Below are 19972 nucleotides of genomic sequence, written 5' to 3'. Positions count from 1 at the left end.
AAGGGATCATCATGCTCCAGGGAACTAGCGCCACCAGCGCGATATGGGTAGGACAGGTGCTCACGGCGACAACGAACAGCGCCACGACGCAGGGAGGTGGGTACAAGGGTGTCATCGGGTACCTCAATGTCTCGGCTGTATCTGGCACGTCGCCGTCGATGACAGTGAAGCTGCAGGATTCGGCCGACGGTGTGTCTTGGTACGACGTGCCATCCGGTGCCTTCACTGCGGCAACGGCAGCAACCACTCAGAGGCTCGTCGTCACTGGTCCCATCGGCTCCTCGGTTCGCGCCGTGGCCACCATCACTGGTACCTCGCCGTCCTTCACGTTCGACCTGTATTTGACGGGGACTTTGTAGACCGGCGAGGTATGGCGTCCCCTTGAAGCAGCGCCGTATCTCGCCTTTAGACGGTGGAGCGGTTTCCTTCGCACTCGGCCGCTCCACCTTAGACGGGCGATGATCTGGGCTCCTCTAAGTCCTCCCCAGATCATCGCCTTTTACAGCCCCTGTGGCCCGCCAGGCTACCCCTAGGCCGACCCTGACCCGGGCGCGCTTTTGACGGACGCCACAGCGCCGCTGGGGATGACCTCAAGCGCTGGCTGGGTAGGGTGGTGAAAAATCTCTGAGGCCGGAGCGCGCCAGCGCGCTCCTCCGGGTAGCACCGACCCCGCCCGAGAACCGTTTTGAAAATTGTGGCGTCACAGCCCCCCTGGACAGCCCCCCGAGGATCGTTAGACGGCGCGCTGGGGCCGGAACGCCCGTTAGTACCCGCGACGCCCCTGCCGCGCGTACAGGAGGCCCCAAGGTACCTTGGGGCCTCTTTCGGGGATGGGTGGAACTACCTCCAGGTCACTAGCCGAGTGGACCTCCAGTAGTTGAGCGCACAGTCGAAAATGACTCCAGAAAGCCACGCATGCGGACCGTTATGGCCGCTAAACCGATCGCAGACGGCCACGCCATGATGGGCTTGGCAGAAACCGTGACCCGCATCGCGGTCCTGATCGTACTGGGCGAAAACGGTGCGAACTTCCCTCTCGACGTCCTCGAATGGTGAGCATCACGCCACGTCCTCGACGCCGACGTGACCGGAGTTCTTCTGATGGATCGCGATGCCTCCCGCGTTCGACTCTTTTTGGCAGACCGCGCAGCGTACCCGCTTCTGGCTGCCGGTACCGCTGGCGGTGGCCTTACCCTCGGCTGGCTCCCACTCGTCGCGGCGGTCGGCCTTTTCCTCGAACATGACGACGGTGTTGCCCGATTGGCTGACCCACGGAGCGCGGCGCTCCGGGTCCTTCCTGACGGCCTCGGTGAACTCCTTTGCCGTCACGTCGTCGGCGATGGCCTTTATGGCTTTGATGGTGTCGCCCCTGCGGACCCAGTTCCTCCGGACGAGCTTCTGGGTAGCGGGGTCGAAGTGAGTGATTGATTGGATGAACATGGCGGGCTTCCTTCGGTCTAACGGTTCGGTTGTAGGACATCCTACAACTTGAACTATACGCTCGTAGAAACGTCAAAACTAGGTTTTAGTCAGGTCGAAACCCGAGCCACGCTTCGGCAGGGAGGCCGGAATCAGGTTTGCGGTGATCTTTCGACGACTCAGCGGGATGCCTGAGTTCTGTGCCGCGGAGCGGATGCGTTCCTTGGCTTCGTTCAGGGAAGCATCCGGCAGCCCCAGGATCACGAAATTGGGGAGGGTTTGGCCGATATCTGCCTCGACCTCCACGATGTAGCCGTTCAGGCCCAACAGCGCCACGGAGTAGCTTCGGCCGACTCCCATCTAGCCCACGCCCCTGAGGTGTTCGAGCTGGGGCTCGCCCACCCCGTCGTCGATGATTCCCACGACGTCCACCCGGCGGAGCACGGCGCGCACCTCGTGGTCACGGCACCATGACCCGGCCAGGCGGTGGAGCCGGGCGAGTTTGGCGGCGCCGACCGCTTCGAAGGGATGCCCATAGGCCAGGCTCTTCCGGGTTTTGACCTCTGCGATCACCAAGGTGTCGCCGTCGAGCGCCACGATGTCGATCTCGCCGTCGGAGCATCTCCAATTGCGGTCCACAATCCGCATTCCCTGGGTTTCAAGGAAAGCTACGGCCAGCGTTTCACCGTGCCGGCCGAACACGTCTTTGGCTTTCATGACCACCTCCGCTTCCAGCCTGGAGGCGCGGAGAAGTCAAAGACAGGGGGCAGTTCGGCTATGTGGGGAAACTCCGTCAGTCAGACGGTGTGGAGGAGCAGTTGCCGGGCTTGGCTAATTGCCCAGGTTGCCGAGATCCCCCAGATCGCCATCCTTCGGCAAGGAAAGTTCCTCGCTGCGCGGAAGTTCTTCGACGTTGACGTCCTTGAACGTAATGACCCGGACATTCTTCACGAATCGGGCCGAACGGTAGACGTCCCACACCCAGGCGTCCTGGAGCGTCAGGTCGAAATAGACCTCGCCATCGGCGCTGCGGGCCTGCAGGTCGACGTGGTTCGCCAAATAGAACCGCCGTTCGGTCTCGACAACGTAGCTGAACAAACCAACGACGTCGCGGTATTCGCGGTAGAGCTGCAGCTCCATGTCGGTTTCGTAGTTCTCAAGATCCTCGGCACTCATAGATCCATCTTGCACCATAGAGCGGGCAGGCGGCGCCACGGCCGGGCCGGCGGCGTCCAGGGCAAGGAAAAGCGAAGGCTAGACCAGGTTCCAGCGGGTCCGGTGGTACGGCGTGGGACCCAACGATCTGATGGCGTCGCGGTGGAAGGACGTGGCGTAGCCCTTGTTCTCATTCCAGCCGAAGGCCGGATATTCCTCGTGCAGCCCGACCATGATGCGGTCCCTGGCCACTTTGGCCAGCACACTGGCCGCCGCCACGCTGAGGCAGCTCAAGTCCGCCTTCACACGGGTGTGCACCGGGGCCTCACAAGCAGGACCGGCCACCTCGGCGTCGAACAAGGAACCTTGGGTCTGGGGCGAGAGCCAGTTGTGGCTCCCATCCAGCAGGACGAGGTCCGGATGCACGCCCGAGGCGAGAATCTCGAACCAGGCGCGTGTTCCGGCAAGGCGCAGGGCGCCCACAATGCCCAGCGCATCGATCTCCACTGAACTTGCGTGGCCCACTGCGGCGCCAACCGCCCATTCGCGTACCAGCGGTTCCAACCGCTCGCGGTCCTCGGGCTTGAGAAGCTTGCTGTCGCGGACATCGGCGAGCAGGCCGTGGTCCCTGAGGTCGACGACGGCGATCCCCACCGACACCGGTCCGGCGAGGGCTCCGCGGCCTACTTCGTCGACTCCGGCCAGAAGCGTGACCCCTGGAGCCAGGAATCCCCGTTCGACGTCCAGGGTGGGAAAATCAGGAGCGTGTTTGGTCCGCGCGGCGGGTTTCCGCTGAGTTCGAACCGGCGTTGCCGCTCGCGCGCCCGCGGGAACCATCACTTGCTCGCTGGAGCCGTGGGTGAAGCCGTGTTCTGGGGCGACGGCGAAGGAACGTTGCGGAAGACCTCGGAGTGGTTGTCAAGGATCTGCCACCGGTTGATGGGCCACGCAATAACCGTTGCTTTGCCTTCGACATCGGCGATGTCGATGAAACCACCATTGACTGATTGGTGTTCGCGGGAGTCGGCCGAGTTGTTGCGGTTGTCGCCCATAACCCAAATTTTGCCCGCAGGGACCACTACATCGAAAGACTTGGCCATGGGAACCTGGGCAGGATTGATGTAGCTCTCGTTGAGGACCGTGCCATTGACGCTGACCCGCGCTGAACTGTCGCAGCAGGAGACCCTGTCCCCCGGCAGGCCGATCACGCGCTTGACGAGGTGCTGATTGGTCTCGTCCGGAAGCAGTCCGACGAAGACGAGACCGTCCTGGAACCATTTGAAGGGTCCGGGAGTCGTCTTCTGCGTGGGCGGCAGCCAACCTTGTGCGTCCTTGAAGACCACGATGTCGCCCCGCTCCAGGGCGAAAGGTTGCGGGACCAGCAGATTAACGAAGATCCGGTCGTCAACGTCAAGGGTGTTGACCATTGACTCCGAAGGAATGAAGAAGGCACGGAACAGGAAAGTCTTGATGAGGAAGGACAACACGATGGCGATGACCACCACCGTGCCGATTTCCCTGAGCCAGCCGAGGAACGGACTACCGTGGGTTTTAGCGGGAGTTTCGGAGCGATCGCTTTCGCCCGATTCCGGCCGTGAGCTCCGCCGTGCGGCGCGGCGCGGCGACTCGTGCTCCTCAGGCCGGACCGCCGTCGAGCCGGTCGCGCCCACGGGGGACGGATCGCCGTCGCCCGCTGCAAGATCCATGGCGGGAGCGGACGGTCCGTCCAGGGGCCGGGCTTCGCCGTCGTGCCGTTCCGGCTTCCCGGGAGTTGTCTCGGGCATCTATTGTCCGTTCTTCGAGGTTGTACCGGCCTGCGCAGGGCGAGGCAGTTCTGCAAATCTATCAAGCGGCCAGATAATCCGGACTGGACGCCCGATGACACGCTCCAGCGGCACCATCCCTCCGCCGGGTGCGCCCAGAAGGCCGCGCGAATCGGCCGACCGCGAACGGTGGTCCCCCATGAGCCACAATCTGTCACTCGGAACGATGACGTCGAACCTCTGTTCGCTCGGCGTGTCGCCGGGATAAAGATAGGGTTCCTCAAGCTGCTGACCGTTGACTGTGAGTTTTCCGTTGCTGCCACAACAAGCCACGTGGTCTCCGGGAAGGCCGATGACACGTTTGACGTATGTCGTGTCGCTTCCCGTCAGGCCCAGCCAATGGCCGGCGGCGGCGACGGCATCGGCAAACGGTCCTTTGCCGCTGTTCAGCGGAGCGAACGTTCCCCTTCCGTCGAAGACCACGATGTCTCCACGGCGAATAGGGTCCCCGGCGAAATCGGTGCGGGACACCAGGATGCGGTCTCCGGTGCCCAGGATCGGCTCCATGGACTCGGACGGGATGAAGTAGACATCGAGCCACAAGGACCGGACAAGCCCGCTGATGGCCACGGCCAGGAAAAGTGCGAGCAAAACAAAACGCCAGCCCTGTTTCCGGGGCTGGCGTTTTGCGTGGTCCATGATTCGTTTCCTGTTGCGTTGCGGATTTCTCCGGCGCAGGCCGGACACGAATCCAGGACCCGCTGTTGGTCGAAAGACCTACTTGCCGGTGGCGAAGTCGCGCTTTTCCTTGATCTTCGCAGCCTTACCGCGCAGTGCGCGCATGTAGTAGAGCTTGGCGCGGCGGACGTCACCCTTGGTGACGACCTCGATCTTCTCGATGATCGGGGAGTGAACCGGGAAGGTACGCTCTACGCCGACACCGAAGGAGACCTTGCGGACCGTGAAGGTTTCGCGAACGCCGTCACCCTGGCGACCCAGGACGAAGCCCTGGAAGACCTGGACGCGGGAGTTCTTGCCTTCAATGATGTTCACGTGAACCTTGATGGTGTCACCCGCGCGGAACTCGGGAACATCGTTACGCAGCGAAGCTGCATCTACGCTATCGAGGATATGCATTAATCCACTCCTGGTGAACGCCACAGGGCATCCACTTTGGGTCACGGCGGGCAAGCCCGGGGCGCAAGGCCGGCCGGAAATTACCGCCGAAGATTTTCAAGTCCGGTACCGCCACTGATTGGCGGTTCCGGGTTGTCAGGCTGTTGGTGACGCTCCCCCTGTGGCAGGCGCGAACCCAGTAGACACAAGGGTTAATTCTGCCACACCCCGCGGGTTCCGGCGAATCCCGCGAATGCGGCCCGGTTCCTGCGGTCGGGTGGAGGATGAAGTTGCCCGACGGCGGGAGGCTCAGTCCGGGAGGTCGCTGCCCGGGCGGCGCCGCAACCGGCCATCGACGACGTCGTACCCGAGTTCACCGAAAGCCGTGCGGTCCGCACGTGCCAGGTGGCCGGCGTCGAACTCTGCGAGGAGGTCCGGGCGACGTTCCGCCGTGCGGCGGAACTGTTCGTGGCGGCGCCACTGGGCGATCTTCCCGTGGTTGCCGCTCAAGAGGACCGCGGGCACGTCACGATCGCGCCATGACGAGGGCTTCGTGTAGACCGGATATTCCAGCAAGCCGTCCGAATGGGATTCCTCCACCAAGGATTCGGGATTGCCGACGACGCCCGGAAGCAGGCGTCCGATGGCCTCGACCATGGCCAGGACTGCGACTTCTCCGCCGTTGAGGACATAGTCGCCCAAGCTGACCGGACGCACGGTGAAGTGCCCTGCCGCCCACTCCATGACGCGTTCGTCAATGCCTTCATAGCGGCCGCAGGCGAAAACGAGCTGCTCTTCCTCGGCGAGCTCATAGGCGAGTGCCTGGTTGAAGCGCTCCCCCGCGGGCGACGGCACAATCAGGACCGGCTTTTTCGCCGGCGCGTCCGACGAGCGCTCAGGCGCGGCAGTTCCAACCTCGGCATTTTGTGCAAAGGCAATGGATTCCAAGGCCTGGGCCCAGGGCTCGGCCTTCATGACCATGCCCGCACCGCCACCATACGGAGTGTCGTCCACGGTGCGGTGTTTGTCGGTGGTGAAGGCCCTCAAGTCATGGACATTGACCTCCAAGAGCCCATCCTGGCGGGCCTTGCCTATGAGGGAAAGCTCAAGCGGCGCCAGGTACTCGGGAAAGATGCTGACGACATCAATGCGCATTTAGGCGTCATCCTTGGTTTCAGCGTCGTCCTCTTCCGTATCGGTGCGGGAAGCATCAGTGTTCAGTTCGAAGAGCCCCGGCGGAGGCGTGAGCAACACATAGCCGTCTTCGACGTTGACCTCGGGCACGATCTCTTCGACGAAGGGCACCAGGATTTCCTTGCCGTCAATGTCTTCAATGACCAGCAGGTCCTGGACCGGCATGGTGTTGAGCGCGGTCACCTTACCTACGGTCTGCGAGCCGACGCGGACCTCAAGGCCGACGAGCTCATGCTCGTACCAGCCTTCGTCGTCGTCCTCTTCCAGCTCTTCGGTCTCGATGAACAGCTTCGCGCCGCGGATTTCCTCCGCCTGGTTGCGCGTGGAGATCTCTTCGAAACCGAGCAATAGGATGTCCTTGTTCCACCGGGCGCTGCTGATGGTCAAGGGGCCGGCCTTCGCGGGCTCCACCACAAATTCGGTGCCCGGGACGAAACGATCGCCAGGGGCATCGGTGAGCACCTGGACGGTGACTTCGCCGCGGATTCCGTGGGGCTTGCCGATTCGGGCAACCTGGAGCTGCATGGGGTTCCTCTGATTTCTTCGCTGGGCCCGGATGAGGGACCCACGGCTGGGTTTGCTCGTAAAACAATCCGGCCCCTCCACCATAATCTGGTGAAGGGGCCGGATTTAAGACAAGTATTGCTGAGCGCGTTACCGGCGACGGTCGGTGTCTACGACGTCGACCCGCACCTGCTCGCCGCCCGCCAATGCCGCAATCACAGTGCGCAAAGCGCGTGCGGTGCGACCCTGGCGACCGATCACCCGTCCGAGGTCGTCCTGGTGAACGCGCACCTCGAGGGATTCCCCGCGGCGGTTGTTCTTGGCACTGACCTTGACGTCCTCAGGACTGTCAACGATCCCACGGACCAAGTGCTCGAGCGCTTCTGCCAGCAACTTACTCAGCCTCGGTGGTCTCTGCTTCAGCGTCAGCGGGAGCTTCAGTTGCTTCCGACTGCTTGGCCTTCTTGGTGATGGCTTCCGGAATGATGACGGAACCCTTCTCCGGTGCAACGAAAGCAGGCTTGGCGACCTTGGTCTTCAGCGTGCCTTCCTGGCCCGTGAGGCCCTTGAACTTCTGCCAGTCACCGGTGATCTTGAGGATCGCGGCAACCTGCTCGGTCGGCTGGGCGCCGACGGACAGCCAGTACTGTGCACGCTCGGAGACAACCTCGATGTACGAGGGCTCTTCGGTGGGGTGGTACTTGCCGATTTCTTCAATCGCACGGCCATCGCGCTTGGCGCGGGAGTCCATGACGACGATGCGGTAGTACGGTGCGCGCATCTTACCGAAGCGCTTAAGGCGAATCTTTACGGCCACTTTTGTGGTCACTCCTGTTTCTGAAACGGGGTTGAGCCCGTCGTTCTGCACCCGTGGGGCGGGCCATACTTGAGGGTTCCAAGGACAAGATGCACACACGGAGAGAGGGGCCGCGCGGATCGAGTACCTGTCCATTGTGCCAGATGGCGGACAGTATTTCGAACACGCAGCCCGTGCGGCGGCTTTTCTGCGGGATTACTGCTCAGCGGACCAGACGTAGAGACCGCCCCGTTCGGCCTTTTCGACGTCGCTCGCGAGGGCCGCCAACTGCTGGACGTACAGGCGGGCCTGTTGGGCATCAAAGGGCATGTCCTCTTGGGCCGCCCAGCGTTCGGCGACGTCGTCGAGGACGTTCCCTTCGCCTTCGGTCTCGTAGCTAAGGAGCTCAGACAGGGCACGCACCATCGCTTCCGGGACGCCCAGCAAGGCGTCGCTGGTGACGTCCACCAAAGCAAGCTCATAGTCGGCCCCGCCTGCGTGCACGGCCGTGCCCGCGAGGTCGCCGAGTTGTTCTACTTCGAAATCGCTGATTCCCGGGATCCGTACCGCGGCGCCGGATACGTCGCTGCCCTTCTCCAGGGCAGCGGCCCTCTTGAGTGCTTCATCGTGGGTGGCAACAAAGATTTCAGCAAAGCCCATGGAAAGTACTCTCATTCAGTCGTGCCAACGGAGCTGCGGCGCAGCGGCCGAGATGCGCCACGCCGTCGGATCAAGCGTAGCGGACCGCGACCCGCAGACGGTTGCGCCACGGGTCCTCGAAGCGCAGCTCCTGGCCTGTGTGGTGCGAGGCGATGCCCGCTACCTTGAGGCGATCTGCGAGCGCGCCGACGTCGTCTCCTGACGGCACCTCGATGACAACCTCCCCGAGGCCGAGGGTGTCTTTGCGCGGACCTGCACCGCGGCTGTTCCACACGTTCATGGCCATGTGGTGGTGGTAGCCACCCGCGGAGACGAACAGGGCCTGCCCGTGCCAGCCGGCGGTCTGCTCGAAGCCCAGGGTGTCAACGTAGAAATCATGGGCGGTCCGCACGTCACCCACTTGGAGGTGGACGTGCCCGACGCCGGCGCCCGCCCCATGCTGGCCCGTCACGGCCGCTTCACTCAGGTACTGCTGGAGGTAGCGCTGCGGCGGGAGCGGCAAGCTGTCCATCACGACCGAGCTGCCGTTCCACTCCCAGCCTTCACGGGGCTTGTCGTAGTAGAGTTCGATGCCGTTGCCCTCCGGGTCGGTGAAGTAGAAGGCTTCGCTGACCAAGTGGTCGGCACTGCCGACGAAGGCGTGGGGTTCGTACTGCGCGGCGGAGGCAACAGTTGCGGCGAGCGAGGGCTGATCCTCGAAAAGCAGCGCCGTGTGGAAGAGTCCGGCCTCTCCGCGGCCCGGGATCTGGAGACCAGCGGCCGGCGCGAGGTGCACCAACGGCTTGCCTAGCCGGCCGAAGTAGAGCCCGCCGTCCTGTTCGGCGACAACGTCCAGCCCCAGCGCCCGCTGGTAGTAGTCGCCCATGAGCTTCATGTCCCCCACTTTGAGCATGACAGTGCCCATGGTGAGTTCGGCAGGAAGGAGATCCTGGCTGGATGTGATGGTCATGTGAAACTCCCGGCTTTTTGTGGCGCCGCCCTTCGGCAACCTCTATGTATCTAAATTACTTGAAGCTTCAATTTATTCCTAATGCCCGGCGCTTCCTGAAATGTGTCCCCTCAGAACGGTGCATCCGGGCTGCAGCACGATCTCTAGGGACGCTCGGGGATCCTTTGCGTAGAGCACGACGTCTGCGCTGGCGCCTTCGCTGATGCGGTCGGCACCCAACCACTCACGGGCGGACCAGCAGGCAGCATCGAGGGCGGCGGCCGCCGGAAGACCCGCCCGCTGGAGTTCCAGGATCTCCTCGCCGATCCGGCCGTGTTTGATGACGCTTCCGGCGTCGGTTCCGGCGTACACCCGCACTCCGGCGTCGAACGCCTCAAGGACCCGCTCATGCCTGCCCTCCCACAACGCGATCATGTGGGCGGCGTAGCGCGGAAATTTGGTTTCAGCCTGCTTCGCGATGTCCGGAAACGTCGCAATGTTGATGAGCGTGGGGACAATCGGCACATCCTGGTCCAGCAGCCGGGGAATGTGGTGGGGCAATAATCCGGTGGCGTGCTCGATGCAGTCGATCCCGGCGTCGAGCATGTCATCGATTGTCCCTTCGGCGAAGCAATGGGCGGTCACCCGCGCCCCCTCGTCGTGTGCGGCCGCGACGGCGTCCTTGACGACGGCGGCCGGAAAGGACGGGCCGAGATCCCCGGCGGAGCGGTCGATCCAGTCCCCCACGATCTTGACCCAGCCGTCTCCGGACCGCGCCTGCTTGCGGACTGCCTCCATCAGATCCTCCGGCTCCACCTCTTCGGCCAGCCCGGGGATGTACCGCCGTTGCCGCGCGATGTGCCTGCCCGCGCGGATGATCCTCGGCATGTCCGCCCGGCGTTGCAGCCAGCGCGTGTCGCTTGCGGATCCGGCATCGCGGATCAAGAGGGTCCCGGCATTCCGGTCCGCAGTCGCCTGCAGGCGGGCAGTCTCCTCGTCGACAGCTCCGCCCTTGCCCAAGCCAACGTGGCAATGCGCGTCGACCAGGCCGGGAAGCACCCAACCGTCCAGGACGACGTCGGGCTTCGCAAGGGGCCGGACGAAGGTCAGCCGTCCGTCGACCGACCAGAGGCCGCGCCGTTCCTCCTCCGGCCCGGTGAGGACGGCGCCGCTGAATTCGATGATTTCCGCCATGATTCCACCCTAGTTCCCGGGAGCTTCGCCGGCGCGGTCACATCTGTCACAAGCGCTGGCAGCTGTGGTAGCTTCGTCTACGACCACACGGGGGCCCTTGCAAGGGCTGAGATCGGGCTGATGCAGCCTGCGACCGTTGAACCTGTCCGGGTAATGCCGGCGAAGGAAGTGAGTAATCCTTTGAGCACCAAAGAAACACAGCTGAGCCCTACCCAAAAGGGATCGGACCACGATGTGACCCAATCCCTCAAGTCGCATTCCCTCGCGTTCCTGGAGGATGCCGACACGGGAATCCGGGTTCCAGTGACGGAAATCGCCCTCGAACCGTCCCCCAACGGCGAGGCCAACGCCCCGTTCCAGGTGTACCGGACCGCCGGACCCGGGAGTGATCCCGTAGTGGGCCTCGAACCGTTCCGCAGCGAGTGGATCGAAGCCCGCGGCGACACCGAGGCCTACAGCGGCCGCGAACGGAACCTGCTCGACGACGGCAAGTCTGCCGTCCGCCGCGGCGCCGCCTCCGCGGAGTGGAAGGGGGCTCAGCCGGTGCCCCGCCGCGCCGTCGACGGCAAGACCGTGACACAGATGCATTACGCGAAACAGGGCATCGTCACGCCCGAAATGCAGTTCGTGGCACTTCGCGAAAACTGCGATGTGGAACTCGTCCGCAGCGAGGTCGCTGCCGGCCGGGCCATCATCCCCAACAACATCAACCACCCCGAATCCGAACCGATGATCATCGGCAAGGCGTTCCTGGTGAAGATCAACGCCAATATCGGCAACTCGGCCGTCACCAGCTCCATCGCCGAAGAGGTCGACAAATTGCAGTGGGCAACGCAATGGGGCGCCGACACCGTCATGGACCTGTCCACGGGCGATGACATCCACACCACCCGCGAATGGATCATCCGTAACTCCCCCGTACCGATCGGCACCGTGCCCATCTACCAGGCCCTCGAGAAGGTCAACGGCGAAGCCAACAAGCTCACGTGGGAAATCTTCCGCGACACCGTCATTGAGCAGTGCGAGCAGGGCGTGGACTACATGACCATCCACGCCGGCGTGTTGCTGCGGTACGTGCCGCTCACCGCGAACCGCGTGACGGGCATCGTTTCCCGTGGCGGCTCCATCATGGCGGGCTGGTGCCTGGCCCACCACGAGGAAAACTTCCTCTACACCCACTTCGACGAGCTCTGCGAAATCTTCGCCAAGTACGACGTCGCGTTCTCGCTGGGTGATGGACTGCGCCCGGGCGCGACGGCGGACGCGAACGACGCCGCGCAGTTCGCCGAGCTGGACACCTTGGCCGAGCTCACGAAGCGCGCGTGGCAGTACGACGTGCAGGTCATGGTCGAAGGCCCCGGACACATCCCGTTCCACTTGGTGCGGGAGAACGTGGAGCGCCAGCAGGAGCTGTGTGACGGCGCGCCGTTCTACACGCTGGGCCCCCTTGTCACCGACGTCGCCCCGGGCTACGACCACATCACCTCCGCCATCGGCGCCACGGAGATCGCACGCTTCGGAACCGCGATGCTCTGCTACGTCACTCCGAAGGAACATCTGGGCCTGCCCAACAAGGACGACGTCAAGACCGGCGTGATCACGTACAAAATCGCCGCCCACGCCGCTGACCTGGCCAAGGGACACCCCGGCGCCCACGAACGCGACGATGCGCTGTCCAAGGCCCGCTTCGAGTTCCGCTGGCGTGACCAGTTCGCGCTGTCGTTGGATCCGGTCACGGCCGAATCCTTCCACGACGAGACACTCCCGGCAGAACCGGCCAAGACGGCGCACTTCTGCTCCATGTGCGGACCAAAATTCTGCTCCATGCGCATTAGCCAGGACATCCGCGACGAATACGGCTCGGCTGATTCACAAGCGGCCATCGCGGAAATGTATAGCGGCATGCGCGAAAAGAGCGAGGAGTTCCTGGCATCAGGGGGCAAGGTCTACTTGCCCGAGCTTGAGGTTCCCGCAGGAAAACGTGAGGCGGCGTCAGGAAACCTGAACTGATCAGGAAGCCTGGACTGATCCTGCGCGGCTGGCATCCGCGATGAAGGAGCGGATGATCCGGTCTCCTTCAACTGAGTCATGAGGCCGGTGTCCTCCAGCCGCAACGCGGTGGAGGGCGCCGGTTTCCTGCAAGTACCCGGCGATCTCTTCGTATAGGGGTTCCCAACCACCGGTCAGCACAAGCGTGGGAACTCCCGGCACAATGTGCAGGGGCGCTTCCCACGGCGGAGCCTGCAGCCGCAGGCGCCGCGCGGTTCGCCGGGCCTCCGGGGTGCTGAGGACAGCCGCCTCGGAAGAAAACGCCCTGCGGACGAATTCGCGTTGGTAATCGTCATCGCTGAGTTCGTGCCGGATCCGGAACAACGGCTCCATCAATGTCCGGTACGCCGCGGTGGCGGGTAGTTCGGCTGTCAATGAAAGACAAGCCGGTTCCACGAGCACGAGGGAGCGGACCAGGTCCGGCCGCTCCACCGCGGCCAACATGGCGGAAATCGCGCCTTGCGAGTGCGCGACCACATGGCCCCCACGCGCGGGGCCCGGGGCCGATGCGGCCTCCCGAGCTCCGAGGCACTCGAGGATAATCTCCACATCGGCTGCAACATCGGATTCCAAAGGCTCGGTCTGCGCATCAAAGCCGTGGCGTTTCAGGAACAGTGCATCGTACGCCAGCGCCATGCCATGCTGTTTCGGCCACGCCGCAGCGCCGAATGTGCCTGCTCCATGGACGAACACGACGCGCTGCTTTTGCATCCCCCCAGCCTATGGCACGGGGCTGACAACCCAACTCACTAGCAGTTGTTGTCGTTCTGAGGGGTCAAAACGACACCTACTGCTAGCCAGTTGGGTGGGACGGCTACTTGCCGAGGAACTTGTCGAAGCCCTTGGGCAGGTTCAGCTGTGAGGGGTCGAAGTCGCCGGAAGGCTGGCCGAATGCCGCGCCGGTGCGGACGGCGTTCGCCCGCTTGTTCTCGGCGTCGCGCAGTTCCTGGGCAGCCTTGGCGGGGTTTCCGGAACGGGCCTTCTTCTTGGGCGCATTCTTGCTTGCCTTGCGGGACCCGCCACCGAGGCCGGGCATGCCAGGCATCCCGGGCATGCCGCCGCCCTGGGCCAGCTTCTTCATCATCTTCTGGGCCTGCGCAAAACGCTCCAGGAGGCCGTTGACCTCGGAGACGTGCACACCGGAACCACGGGCGATGCGGGCCCGACGGGAGCCGTTGATGATCTTCGGAGCCAGACGCTCGTGCGGGGTCATGGAGCGGACAATCGCCTCCACGCGATCGATTTCCCGCTCGTCGAACTGCTCCAGCTGCTGGCGGATGTTCTGCGCACCCGGCATCATCATGAGCATTTTCTTCATGGAGCCCATGTTGCGGATCTGCTGCATCTGGGCGAGGAAGTCGTCCAGGGTGAAGTCTTCCTGGTCGGCGAACTTCTTCGCCATCCGGGCCGCTTCATCCTTGTCCCAGTTCTTCTCGGCCTGTTCGATCAGGGTGAGAACGTCACCCATGTCGAGGATGCGGGAAGCCATGCGGTCCGGGTGGAACAGTTCGAAGTCGTCCAGGCCTTCGCCGGTGGATGCGAACATGACCGGCTTGCCGGTGACGGACGCGACCGAGAGCGCGGCACCACCGCGGGCGTCGCCGTCGAGCTTCGACAGCACGACGCCGGTGAAGTTGACGCCTTCGTCGAAGGCAACTGCCGTGTTGACGGCGTCCTGGCCGATCATGGAGTCAATGACGAACAGCACTTCGTTCGGGATGATCGCCTGGCGGATACGGCGCGCCTGGTCCATCATTTCGGCGTCGACGCCGAGGCGTCCCGCGGTGTCCACGATCACGACGTCGTGCAGCTTCTGCCGGGCTTCGTCGACGCCGGCGCGTGCGACGGCGACGGGGTCGCCGGTGGGAACATCCAGATCCGAGGTGGTGCCGGGGTGCGGAGCGAACACAGGTACGCCGGCCCGTTCGCCGACAATCTGGAGCTGCGTAACGGCGTTTGGACGCTGGAGGTCGGCGGCAACGAGCACAGGGCTGTGGCCTTGCGCCTTGAGCCATTTGGCAAGCTTGCCCGCGAGGGTGGTCTTACCCGCACCCTGCAAGCCGGCGAGCATGATGATGGTGGGCCCGGTCTTCGCCAAGCGGATACGGCGGGTCTCGCCGCCGAGGATCTCCTGGAGTTCCTCATTGACGATCTTGACGATCTGCTGGCTCGGGTTCAGTGCCGCGGAAACCTCGGCGCCCAAGGCGCGTTCACGGATGCGGCCGGTGAACTCGCGGACCACGGGCACGGCAACGTCGGCGTCCAAAAGGGCACGCCTGATCTCGCGGACGGTGGCGTCGACGTCGGCCTCAGTGAGGCGGCCCTTGCCACGGAGATTCTTGAAGGTTGCTGTCAACCGGTCAGAGAGTGAATTGAACACGCGCCGTGCACTTCTTTCAATGGTCTACGAATGGCGGCCGTTCCGACGCACCAATATCTTGACGATTCCTGCCCCAAACAAATCTGACTCAACTGAGGGACTCGACTATCTAGGGTACCAAGACGCGCCTGCAAGATGGCATGCTGGCACAGTGACCAGCAAAACAACAGTAAATACGTTGCTCATCCTAGGCGCCTCCGGAGATCTGACGGGCCGATTGCTGTTGCCGGGCCTCGCCAGGCTCGTGGCAAGCGGCCTCGCGGACGGCCTGAAGCTTGTCGGAGCGGGCTCCGACCCATGGACGCCCGAACAATGGACCAAACGCGTGGGCGACGCCTTCGAGGAGGCAGCCAAGGGTGCAAGTGCCGCAGGCAAGAAAGCAATCGCGGCACTGGAGAAAAGTACCGAATACCATCAAGTGGATGTCACGGCGGACGGCCAGCTCGCGACGCTCCTGGCCGGGCTTGAAGCACCAATCGCCGTCTATTTCGCTTTGCCTCCACACATCAGCCAGAAGGCCTGCGAGGTCCTCACCGCCCAGCAGCTCCCTCCCGAAACTAGCCTGGTGATGGAGAAACCCTTCGGATCCAGCTCCGAATCCGCCCGTGAACTCAACAAGACCCTCGCCGCTTTGGTCCCGGAAGACCACATCCACCGCGTGGACCACTTCCTTGGCAAGGCCACCGTCTTCAACATCCTGGGCCTGCGCTTCGCCAACAGGTTCCTGGAGCCGGTGTGGAACCGGGACCACATCGAAAAAGTGGAGATCATCTTCGACGAAGACCTCGCACTCGAAGGGCGTGCCCGCTACTACGACGGAGCCGGCGCCCTCAAGGACATGATCCAGAGCCATTTGCTCCACATCATGGCATTGCTTGCCATCGATGCCCCTTCCACCATCGGCGAGCGCGATCTCCGCGACGCCATTTCAACGGTGCTGCGTGCGAGCAGCATCACCGCGCCCTACAAGAAGTCCACCCGACGGGCGCGCTACACCGCCGGCCGGATCGGCGACCGGGACGTGCCGGACTATGTCGCCGAAGCGGGCGTGGACCCTGCACGGGAAACGGAGACGCTCGCAGAAGTCGAAGTCGGAATCGATAACTGGCGCTGGAAAGGCGTCCCCTTCATCCTGCGCTCGGGAAAGGCTTTGGGTGCCGCGCGGAAAGAGGCGATCGTCACCTTCCGGCCCGTCCCGCACCTGCCGTCCGGATTCGAGGGTGTGGACTCCCCCAACCAGCTGCGCATCGGCTTCGGTCCTGACACCTTGCAGATCGACGTCGACGTCAACGGTCCCGGAAATATCTTTACTCTCGATCGAGTGACGCTCAACGCAGAACTGAATGCCTCCGATCTGCTGCCCTACGGAGAAGTGTTGGAAGGCGTCATTACCGGCGATCCGCTGCTCTCGGTGCGCGGCGACACCGCCGTCGACTGCTGGCGGATCATCGAGCCCGTGCTCAAGGCCTGGGCCAAGGATTCCGTGCCGCTCGAAAAGTACGACGCCGGCGGGCCGGGTCCCGTGGACTGGCCCACCGCCGTCGGGGACTAACCAGGCGGCCACGCTCCTGCGCTCCTGCGCAAGGGCACACGCAAGAGGGGCCGGGTACCTTTCCAGGTACCCGGCCCCTCCTTTGCGTTGGGCCTTAGATGGCTGCTGCGCCTCGCTCGCCCGTGCGGACACGGACTGCTTCGTAGACGTCCACGGTCCAGACCTTGCCGTCACCGGCACGGCCGGTATTGGAGGAAGCAATCAGGACATCGAGGATGTCGTCTGCCTGCTCATCCGTGGCCAGGACCTCCACGCGGATCTTGGGAAGCAGGTCCACGTTGTACTCGGCCCCGCGGTACACCTCGGTGTAACCACGCTGCCGGCCGTAGCCGCTGGCCGCGCTGACCGTCAGTCCCTGTACCCCGTATGCTTCGAGCCCCTCGCGGATGGCGTCGAGCTTCTCCGGGCGGACGATCGCCGTAATGAGTTTCATGCCTGGACACTCTCCTTGCCTGATACGGATGCTTCGTCAGCTGCTTCGGACGATACCTTGCCGGTGATGAGGTCGTGAAGGGGCTGGAAGCTTCCGCCGTGGCCGCCGACACCGAACTCGTACGCCGTCTCGGCGTGCAGGCTGAGGTCTGCTCCGGCGATCTCCTGGCGTTCGGAGATGCGGAAGCCCATGAGCTTGTGAATCGGGTAGGCGATGATGAACGTCATCACGCCGGTGAAGACGATCGAGCAAAGCGCTGCGAGGGACTGTGCAACCAGCTGGGTGGTCCCCCCGCCGTAGAACAGGCCTGCGGGACCCTGGGTCGGGGTGGCGAGGAAGCCGATGGCCACGGTGCCGATGATGCCGGACACCAGGTGGACGCCGACGACGTCCAGGGAGTCGTCGTAGCCGAGCTTGAACTTCAGGCCGACAGCAAGGGCCGAGGCGACGCCGGCTGCAATACCGAGTGCGATGGCGCCGAGCGGGGAAACGTTGGCGCAAGCCGGGGTGATGGCAACCAGGCCGGCGACGACGCCCGATGCCGCACCAAGCGACGTGGGGTGGCCGTCACGGATGCGCTCCACGACAAGCCAGCCGAGCATGGCCGCTGCCGGTGCGACGAGCGTGTTGATCCAGATCAGGCCAGCCTGCTGCACGTTTGCGGCGGCACCGGCGTTGAAGCCGAACCAGCCGAACCAGAGGATGGCTGCACCGAGCATGACCAGGGGCACGTTGTGCGGGCGGTGGTTCGGGTCCTTGCCGAAGCCCTTGCGGTTGCCGATGATCAGGACGAGGATGAGGCCGGCCACACCGGCGTTGATGTGCACCACGGTGCCACCGGCGAAGTCGATGACGGGAGCGAAAGTCTGGCCGAACCAGCCGGTTGCCGAGAAGAGGCCGCCGCCCCAGACCATGTAGGCCAGGGGTGCGTAGACGAGGGTGGCCCAGATCGGGGTAAACAGCGTCCAGGCCGAGAACTTGGCGCGGTCCGCGATGGCACCGGAGATGAGGGCGACGGTGATGATCGCGAAGGTTGCGGCGTATCCAACGTGGAGGAGGTCTGCCGGATCGGTGAAGTTGTGCAGACCGAAGTGGCTGAACGGATTCGCGAAGATCTGGAAGAAGTTGTCCGTGTTGCTTGTGGACATCGAGGCGCCCCACAGGACCCATACGAGGGTCACTGTGCCGATGGCGATGAAGCTCATCATCATCATGTTCAGGGCGGCCTTGGCACGGGTCATGCCGCCATAGAAGAATGCCAGGCCCGGGGTCATGAACAGCACGAAGGCTGATGCGACCAGGAGCCAAACGAGACCGGCGGTGAAGTCCATGTCTACGTCCTCTCTGCTTTTAGTTGCGGGCTGAGCCGCCTGTCCCAACGCATTTGCGTTCTACATAAGAGTTTTGCGGGGCAGTGTTTCACCTGCGAAGGTTTTAGATTGCGGGGCTGTTACAAGAACTTCTCGAACGTAAATGGTGCATATCACCCTTGTTACGGATATGTTTCGTCAGTTCCACTTTCCCCGCGCTCGTACTACCCAGAGGACCCCGACACCATGACTGCAAGCCCCGAATCCCCCGCCAATCAAGGAGCGAGGGCCGCGAAGGCTGCAATGCCACGGGACATCAAGGTGATGTTGGCGGCAGCGTTCCTGATTGCCCTGGGTTTCGGCCTCGTGGCGCCCGTACTCCCCCAGTTCGCCACGACGTTCGACGTCGGAGCAACGGCAGCCGCGGTGATCGTGAGCATTTTCGCGTTCATGCGCTTGGTGTTCGCTCCGGCCGGGGGTGCCCTGATGGGTCGGTTCGGCGAGCGTCCCGTGTACATCGCAGGGTTGCTGATTGTGGCTGCGTCGACGGCAGCCTGCGCCTTCGCCCAGAACTATTGGCAGCTGCTGGTCTTCCGGGGCCTTGGCGGAGCCGGTTCCGTAATGTTCACGGTTGCGGCGATGGGCCTCTTGATCAGGCTCGCCCCTCCGGAAAGCCGCGGACGGGTCTCCGGCGCGTACGCCTCCGCATTCCTGATCGGCAGCGTCCTGGGGCCCGTGGTTGGCGGGCTGCTCGCCGGGTTCGGCCTGCGCGTCCCCTTCCTCGCCTACGCGGCAGCCTTGGTCCTGGCGGCCTTGGTTGTTCGCACGCAGCTGACGGGACGTTCAGGGGGAGCGACGCAAGGCGGCGCGGCGGGGCCGGCAATGCGCATGAAGGAGGCTTTGGGCGATTCTGCCTACCGGGCCGCCCTGTTCTCCAGTTTCAGCAATGGCTGGGCGACCTTCGGCGTGCGAATGGCCACTGTCCCCTTGTTCGCAGTGGTTGTGCTGGCCGGAGGCTCCGCCTCGGCGGGTTGGGCGCTGGCCGTGTTCGCGGGAGGAAACGCGCTGGCGCTGACCTTCTCCGGCCGCATGGCTGATAGTTTCGGCCGGAAGCCCATGATGCTGCTGGGCTTGATAGTCACCGGCCTGGCCACCGCGACCATCGGGTTGACCGGCAATCTTCCCGCGTTTTTCGCTGCGTCGGCTGCTGCCGGCTTCGGCTCCGGCTTGCTGAACCCGGCCCAGCAGGCCGCCGTCGGGGACATCATCGGCCGTGGCCGTTCCGGCGGCAAGGTGCTGGCGGCTTTCCAGATGGCCTCCGACGCCGGAGCTATTGTTGGCCCTGTCCTCGTCGGCCTCGTGGCTGATGGACTTGGCTACGGCTGGGCCTTCGGCGCAACCGGCGGCATCCTCCTGCTCGCCGCCGTCGGCTGGTCCGCGGCACGCGAGCCGATGCAGCGCGGCCAGGAAAGCGTCGACTCACCCAACTAGCTAGCAGTAGATGTCGTTAAGAGCCTTG

General features: G+C 63.8%; 23 protein-coding genes, 1 pseudogene and 1 riboswitch. Of the genes and pseudogenes, 5 read left to right on the top strand and 19 right to left on the bottom strand.

Translation table 11 applies throughout. From position 1 onward, the window contains the following. The first annotated feature begins 11 nt into the window (after window positions 1-11). Together AC3WJU_RS01140 and AC3WJU_RS01135 are read left to right on the top strand one after the other, a co-directional pair. On the top strand, window positions 12-359 hold the full coding sequence (locus tag AC3WJU_RS01140) for a hypothetical protein (RefSeq protein ID WP_492258930.1): 348 nt from the start codon (window positions 12-14) through the stop codon (window positions 357-359). Between the two features lie 556 nt (window positions 360-915). Continuing rightward, entirely contained in the window at window positions 916-1056 is a 141-nt protein-coding gene (locus AC3WJU_RS01135; protein ID WP_492258929.1) for a hypothetical protein, read from the top strand. A gap of 3 nt (window positions 1057-1059) precedes the next feature. Here the strand turns inward: AC3WJU_RS01135 and AC3WJU_RS01130 are convergent, their stop codons facing one another. From AC3WJU_RS01130 to AC3WJU_RS01060, 15 genes and pseudogenes are all read right to left on the bottom strand, one after another. Next, on the bottom strand, window positions 1060-1440 hold the full coding sequence (locus AC3WJU_RS01130; RefSeq protein WP_492258928.1) for a hypothetical protein: 381 nt from the start codon (window positions 1438-1440) through the stop codon (window positions 1060-1062). A gap of 81 nt (window positions 1441-1521) precedes the next feature. After that, a pseudogene (locus tag AC3WJU_RS01125) lies at window positions 1522-1779 on the bottom strand (magnesium chelatase domain-containing protein); the annotation flags it as partial. Continuing rightward, window positions 1780-2136, bottom strand: a complete 357-nt coding sequence (locus tag AC3WJU_RS01120; protein WP_492258927.1) for a YraN family protein — start codon at window positions 2134-2136, stop codon at window positions 1780-1782. Window positions 2137-2250: 114 nt separating this feature from the next. Beyond that, complete coding sequence (locus tag AC3WJU_RS01115; protein WP_059387678.1) at window positions 2251-2595, bottom strand: DUF2469 domain-containing protein; 345 nt, start codon at window positions 2593-2595, stop codon at window positions 2251-2253. Window positions 2596-2673: 78 nt separating this feature from the next. Beyond that, window positions 2674-3411: a ribonuclease HII gene (gene rnhB / locus AC3WJU_RS01110; RefSeq protein WP_492258926.1), complete on the bottom strand. Its 738-nt coding sequence runs from the start codon at window positions 3409-3411 to the stop codon at window positions 2674-2676. Then, the gene (lepB, locus tag AC3WJU_RS01105) at window positions 3411-4358 is read right to left on the bottom strand and encodes a signal peptidase I (RefSeq protein WP_307055693.1); all 948 of its coding nucleotides are present in this window, start codon (window positions 4356-4358) and stop codon (window positions 3411-3413) included. The genes rnhB and lepB (AC3WJU_RS01105) overlap by 1 nt, the downstream gene beginning before the upstream one ends. After that, window positions 4359-5036 (bottom strand): signal peptidase I, encoded by a 678-nt coding sequence (gene lepB / locus AC3WJU_RS01100; RefSeq protein ID WP_059387675.1) that lies wholly within the window; start codon window positions 5034-5036, stop codon window positions 4359-4361. It abuts the gene before it with no gap. Between the two features lie 78 nt (window positions 5037-5114). Continuing rightward, window positions 5115-5474: a 50S ribosomal protein L19 gene (rplS, locus tag AC3WJU_RS01095; RefSeq protein ID WP_059387674.1), complete on the bottom strand. Its 360-nt coding sequence runs from the start codon at window positions 5472-5474 to the stop codon at window positions 5115-5117. A 288-nt stretch (window positions 5475-5762) separates the two neighbouring features. Beyond that, window positions 5763-6608 carry a tRNA (guanosine(37)-N1)-methyltransferase TrmD gene (gene trmD / locus AC3WJU_RS01090; protein ID WP_492258925.1) on the bottom strand — a complete coding sequence of 282 codons (846 nt, stop codon included), beginning with the start codon at window positions 6606-6608 and terminating at the stop codon, window positions 5763-5765. Further along, window positions 6609-7172 (bottom strand): ribosome maturation factor RimM, encoded by a 564-nt coding sequence (gene rimM / locus AC3WJU_RS01085; protein ID WP_492258924.1) that lies wholly within the window; start codon window positions 7170-7172, stop codon window positions 6609-6611. Between the two features lie 129 nt (window positions 7173-7301). Beyond that, entirely contained in the window at window positions 7302-7544 is a 243-nt protein-coding gene (locus AC3WJU_RS01080) for an RNA-binding protein (protein ID WP_028267532.1), read from the bottom strand. 1 nt (window position 7545) lies between these two features. Further along, window positions 7546-7968, bottom strand: a complete 423-nt coding sequence (gene rpsP / locus AC3WJU_RS01075; protein WP_492258923.1) for a 30S ribosomal protein S16 — start codon at window positions 7966-7968, stop codon at window positions 7546-7548. 195 nt (window positions 7969-8163) lie between these two features. Further along, a complete protein-coding gene (locus AC3WJU_RS01070) occupies window positions 8164-8607 on the bottom strand; it encodes a hypothetical protein (RefSeq protein ID WP_284988333.1) in 444 nt (147 codons plus the stop codon). Between the two features lie 70 nt (window positions 8608-8677). Beyond that, window positions 8678-9556, bottom strand: coding sequence for a VOC family protein (locus AC3WJU_RS01065; RefSeq protein ID WP_492258922.1), 879 nt, complete (start codon window positions 9554-9556; stop codon window positions 8678-8680). A gap of 78 nt (window positions 9557-9634) precedes the next feature. Continuing rightward, complete coding sequence (locus tag AC3WJU_RS01060; RefSeq protein WP_492258921.1) at window positions 9635-10729, bottom strand: amidohydrolase family protein; 1095 nt, start codon at window positions 10727-10729, stop codon at window positions 9635-9637. Window positions 10730-10806: 77 nt separating this feature from the next. Further along, window positions 10807-10914, top strand: a riboswitch (TPP riboswitch). Between AC3WJU_RS01060 and thiC the strand changes: the two genes are divergently transcribed. Then, on the top strand, window positions 10910-12739 hold the full coding sequence (gene thiC, locus AC3WJU_RS01055; protein WP_492258920.1) for a phosphomethylpyrimidine synthase ThiC: 1830 nt from the start codon (window positions 10910-10912) through the stop codon (window positions 12737-12739). (Overlaps the previous riboswitch by 5 nt.) Here thiC and AC3WJU_RS01050 read toward each other — a convergent pair whose 3' ends face one another. After that, window positions 12740-13489, bottom strand: coding sequence for an alpha/beta hydrolase (locus tag AC3WJU_RS01050; protein WP_492258919.1), 750 nt, complete (start codon window positions 13487-13489; stop codon window positions 12740-12742). Window positions 13490-13592: 103 nt separating this feature from the next. After that, window positions 13593-15158 (bottom strand): signal recognition particle protein, encoded by a 1566-nt coding sequence (ffh, locus tag AC3WJU_RS01045; RefSeq protein ID WP_284988338.1) that lies wholly within the window; start codon window positions 15156-15158, stop codon window positions 13593-13595. Window positions 15159-15309: 151 nt separating this feature from the next. Here ffh and AC3WJU_RS01040 point away from each other — a divergent pair, with 151 nt between their 5' ends. Continuing rightward, a complete protein-coding gene (locus AC3WJU_RS01040) occupies window positions 15310-16710 on the top strand; it encodes a glucose-6-phosphate dehydrogenase (RefSeq protein WP_306960814.1) in 1401 nt (466 codons plus the stop codon). Window positions 16711-16804: 94 nt separating this feature from the next. Here AC3WJU_RS01040 and AC3WJU_RS01035 read toward each other — a convergent pair whose 3' ends face one another. Together AC3WJU_RS01035 and AC3WJU_RS01030 are read right to left on the bottom strand one after the other, a co-directional pair. After that, a complete protein-coding gene (locus tag AC3WJU_RS01035; RefSeq protein ID WP_028264639.1) occupies window positions 16805-17143 on the bottom strand; it encodes a P-II family nitrogen regulator in 339 nt (112 codons plus the stop codon). Continuing rightward, entirely contained in the window at window positions 17140-18474 is a 1335-nt protein-coding gene (locus AC3WJU_RS01030) for an ammonium transporter (RefSeq protein ID WP_059387668.1), read from the bottom strand. The genes AC3WJU_RS01035 and AC3WJU_RS01030 overlap by 4 nt, the downstream gene beginning before the upstream one ends. Window positions 18475-18699: 225 nt before the next feature. Here AC3WJU_RS01030 and AC3WJU_RS01025 point away from each other — a divergent pair, with 225 nt between their 5' ends. Next, window positions 18700-19944, top strand: coding sequence for an MFS transporter (locus AC3WJU_RS01025; RefSeq protein ID WP_492258918.1), 1245 nt, complete (start codon window positions 18700-18702; stop codon window positions 19942-19944). The last annotated feature ends 28 nt before the right edge of the window (window positions 19945-19972 follow it).

This window comes from Arthrobacter sp. FW306-1B-F12A, assembly GCF_058781865.1.
Note: the sequence above shows the minus strand (reverse complement) of the source record. Positions and strands in the feature narration are given on the sequence as shown.

Coding starts and splice junctions, on each gene's coding strand:
- AC3WJU_RS01140 (WP_492258930.1), top strand. CDS start 12: ATGCTCCAGGGAACTAGCGCCACCAGCGCGATATGGGTAGGACAGGTG.
- AC3WJU_RS01135 (WP_492258929.1), top strand. CDS start 916: ATGCGGACCGTTATGGCCGCTAAACCGATCGCAGACGGCCACGCCATG.
- AC3WJU_RS01130 (WP_492258928.1), bottom strand. CDS start 1,440: ATGTTCATCCAATCAATCACTCACTTCGACCCCGCTACCCAGAAGCTC.
- AC3WJU_RS01120 (WP_492258927.1), bottom strand. CDS start 2,136: ATGAAAGCCAAAGACGTGTTCGGCCGGCACGGTGAAACGCTGGCCGTA.
- AC3WJU_RS01115 (WP_059387678.1), bottom strand. CDS start 2,595: ATGAGTGCCGAGGATCTTGAGAACTACGAAACCGACATGGAGCTGCAG.
- rnhB (WP_492258926.1), bottom strand. CDS start 3,411: ATGGTTCCCGCGGGCGCGCGAGCGGCAACGCCGGTTCGAACTCAGCGG.
- lepB (WP_307055693.1), bottom strand. CDS start 4,358: ATGCCCGAGACAACTCCCGGGAAGCCGGAACGGCACGACGGCGAAGCC.
- lepB (WP_059387675.1), bottom strand. CDS start 5,036: ATGGACCACGCAAAACGCCAGCCCCGGAAACAGGGCTGGCGTTTTGTT.
- rplS (WP_059387674.1), bottom strand. CDS start 5,474: ATGCATATCCTCGATAGCGTAGATGCAGCTTCGCTGCGTAACGATGTT.
- trmD (WP_492258925.1), bottom strand. CDS start 6,608: ATGCGCATTGATGTCGTCAGCATCTTTCCCGAGTACCTGGCGCCGCTT.
- rimM (WP_492258924.1), bottom strand. CDS start 7,172: ATGCAGCTCCAGGTTGCCCGAATCGGCAAGCCCCACGGAATCCGCGGC.
- AC3WJU_RS01070 (WP_284988333.1), bottom strand. CDS start 8,607: ATGGGCTTTGCTGAAATCTTTGTTGCCACCCACGATGAAGCACTCAAG.
- AC3WJU_RS01065 (WP_492258922.1), bottom strand. CDS start 9,556: ATGACCATCACATCCAGCCAGGATCTCCTTCCTGCCGAACTCACCATG.
- AC3WJU_RS01060 (WP_492258921.1), bottom strand. CDS start 10,729: ATGGCGGAAATCATCGAATTCAGCGGCGCCGTCCTCACCGGGCCGGAG.
- AC3WJU_RS01050 (WP_492258919.1), bottom strand. CDS start 13,489: ATGCAAAAGCAGCGCGTCGTGTTCGTCCATGGAGCAGGCACATTCGGC.
- AC3WJU_RS01035 (WP_028264639.1), bottom strand. CDS start 17,143: ATGAAACTCATTACGGCGATCGTCCGCCCGGAGAAGCTCGACGCCATC.
- AC3WJU_RS01030 (WP_059387668.1), bottom strand. CDS start 18,474: ATGGACTTCACCGCCGGTCTCGTTTGGCTCCTGGTCGCATCAGCCTTC.
- AC3WJU_RS01025 (WP_492258918.1), top strand. CDS start 18,700: ATGACTGCAAGCCCCGAATCCCCCGCCAATCAAGGAGCGAGGGCCGCG.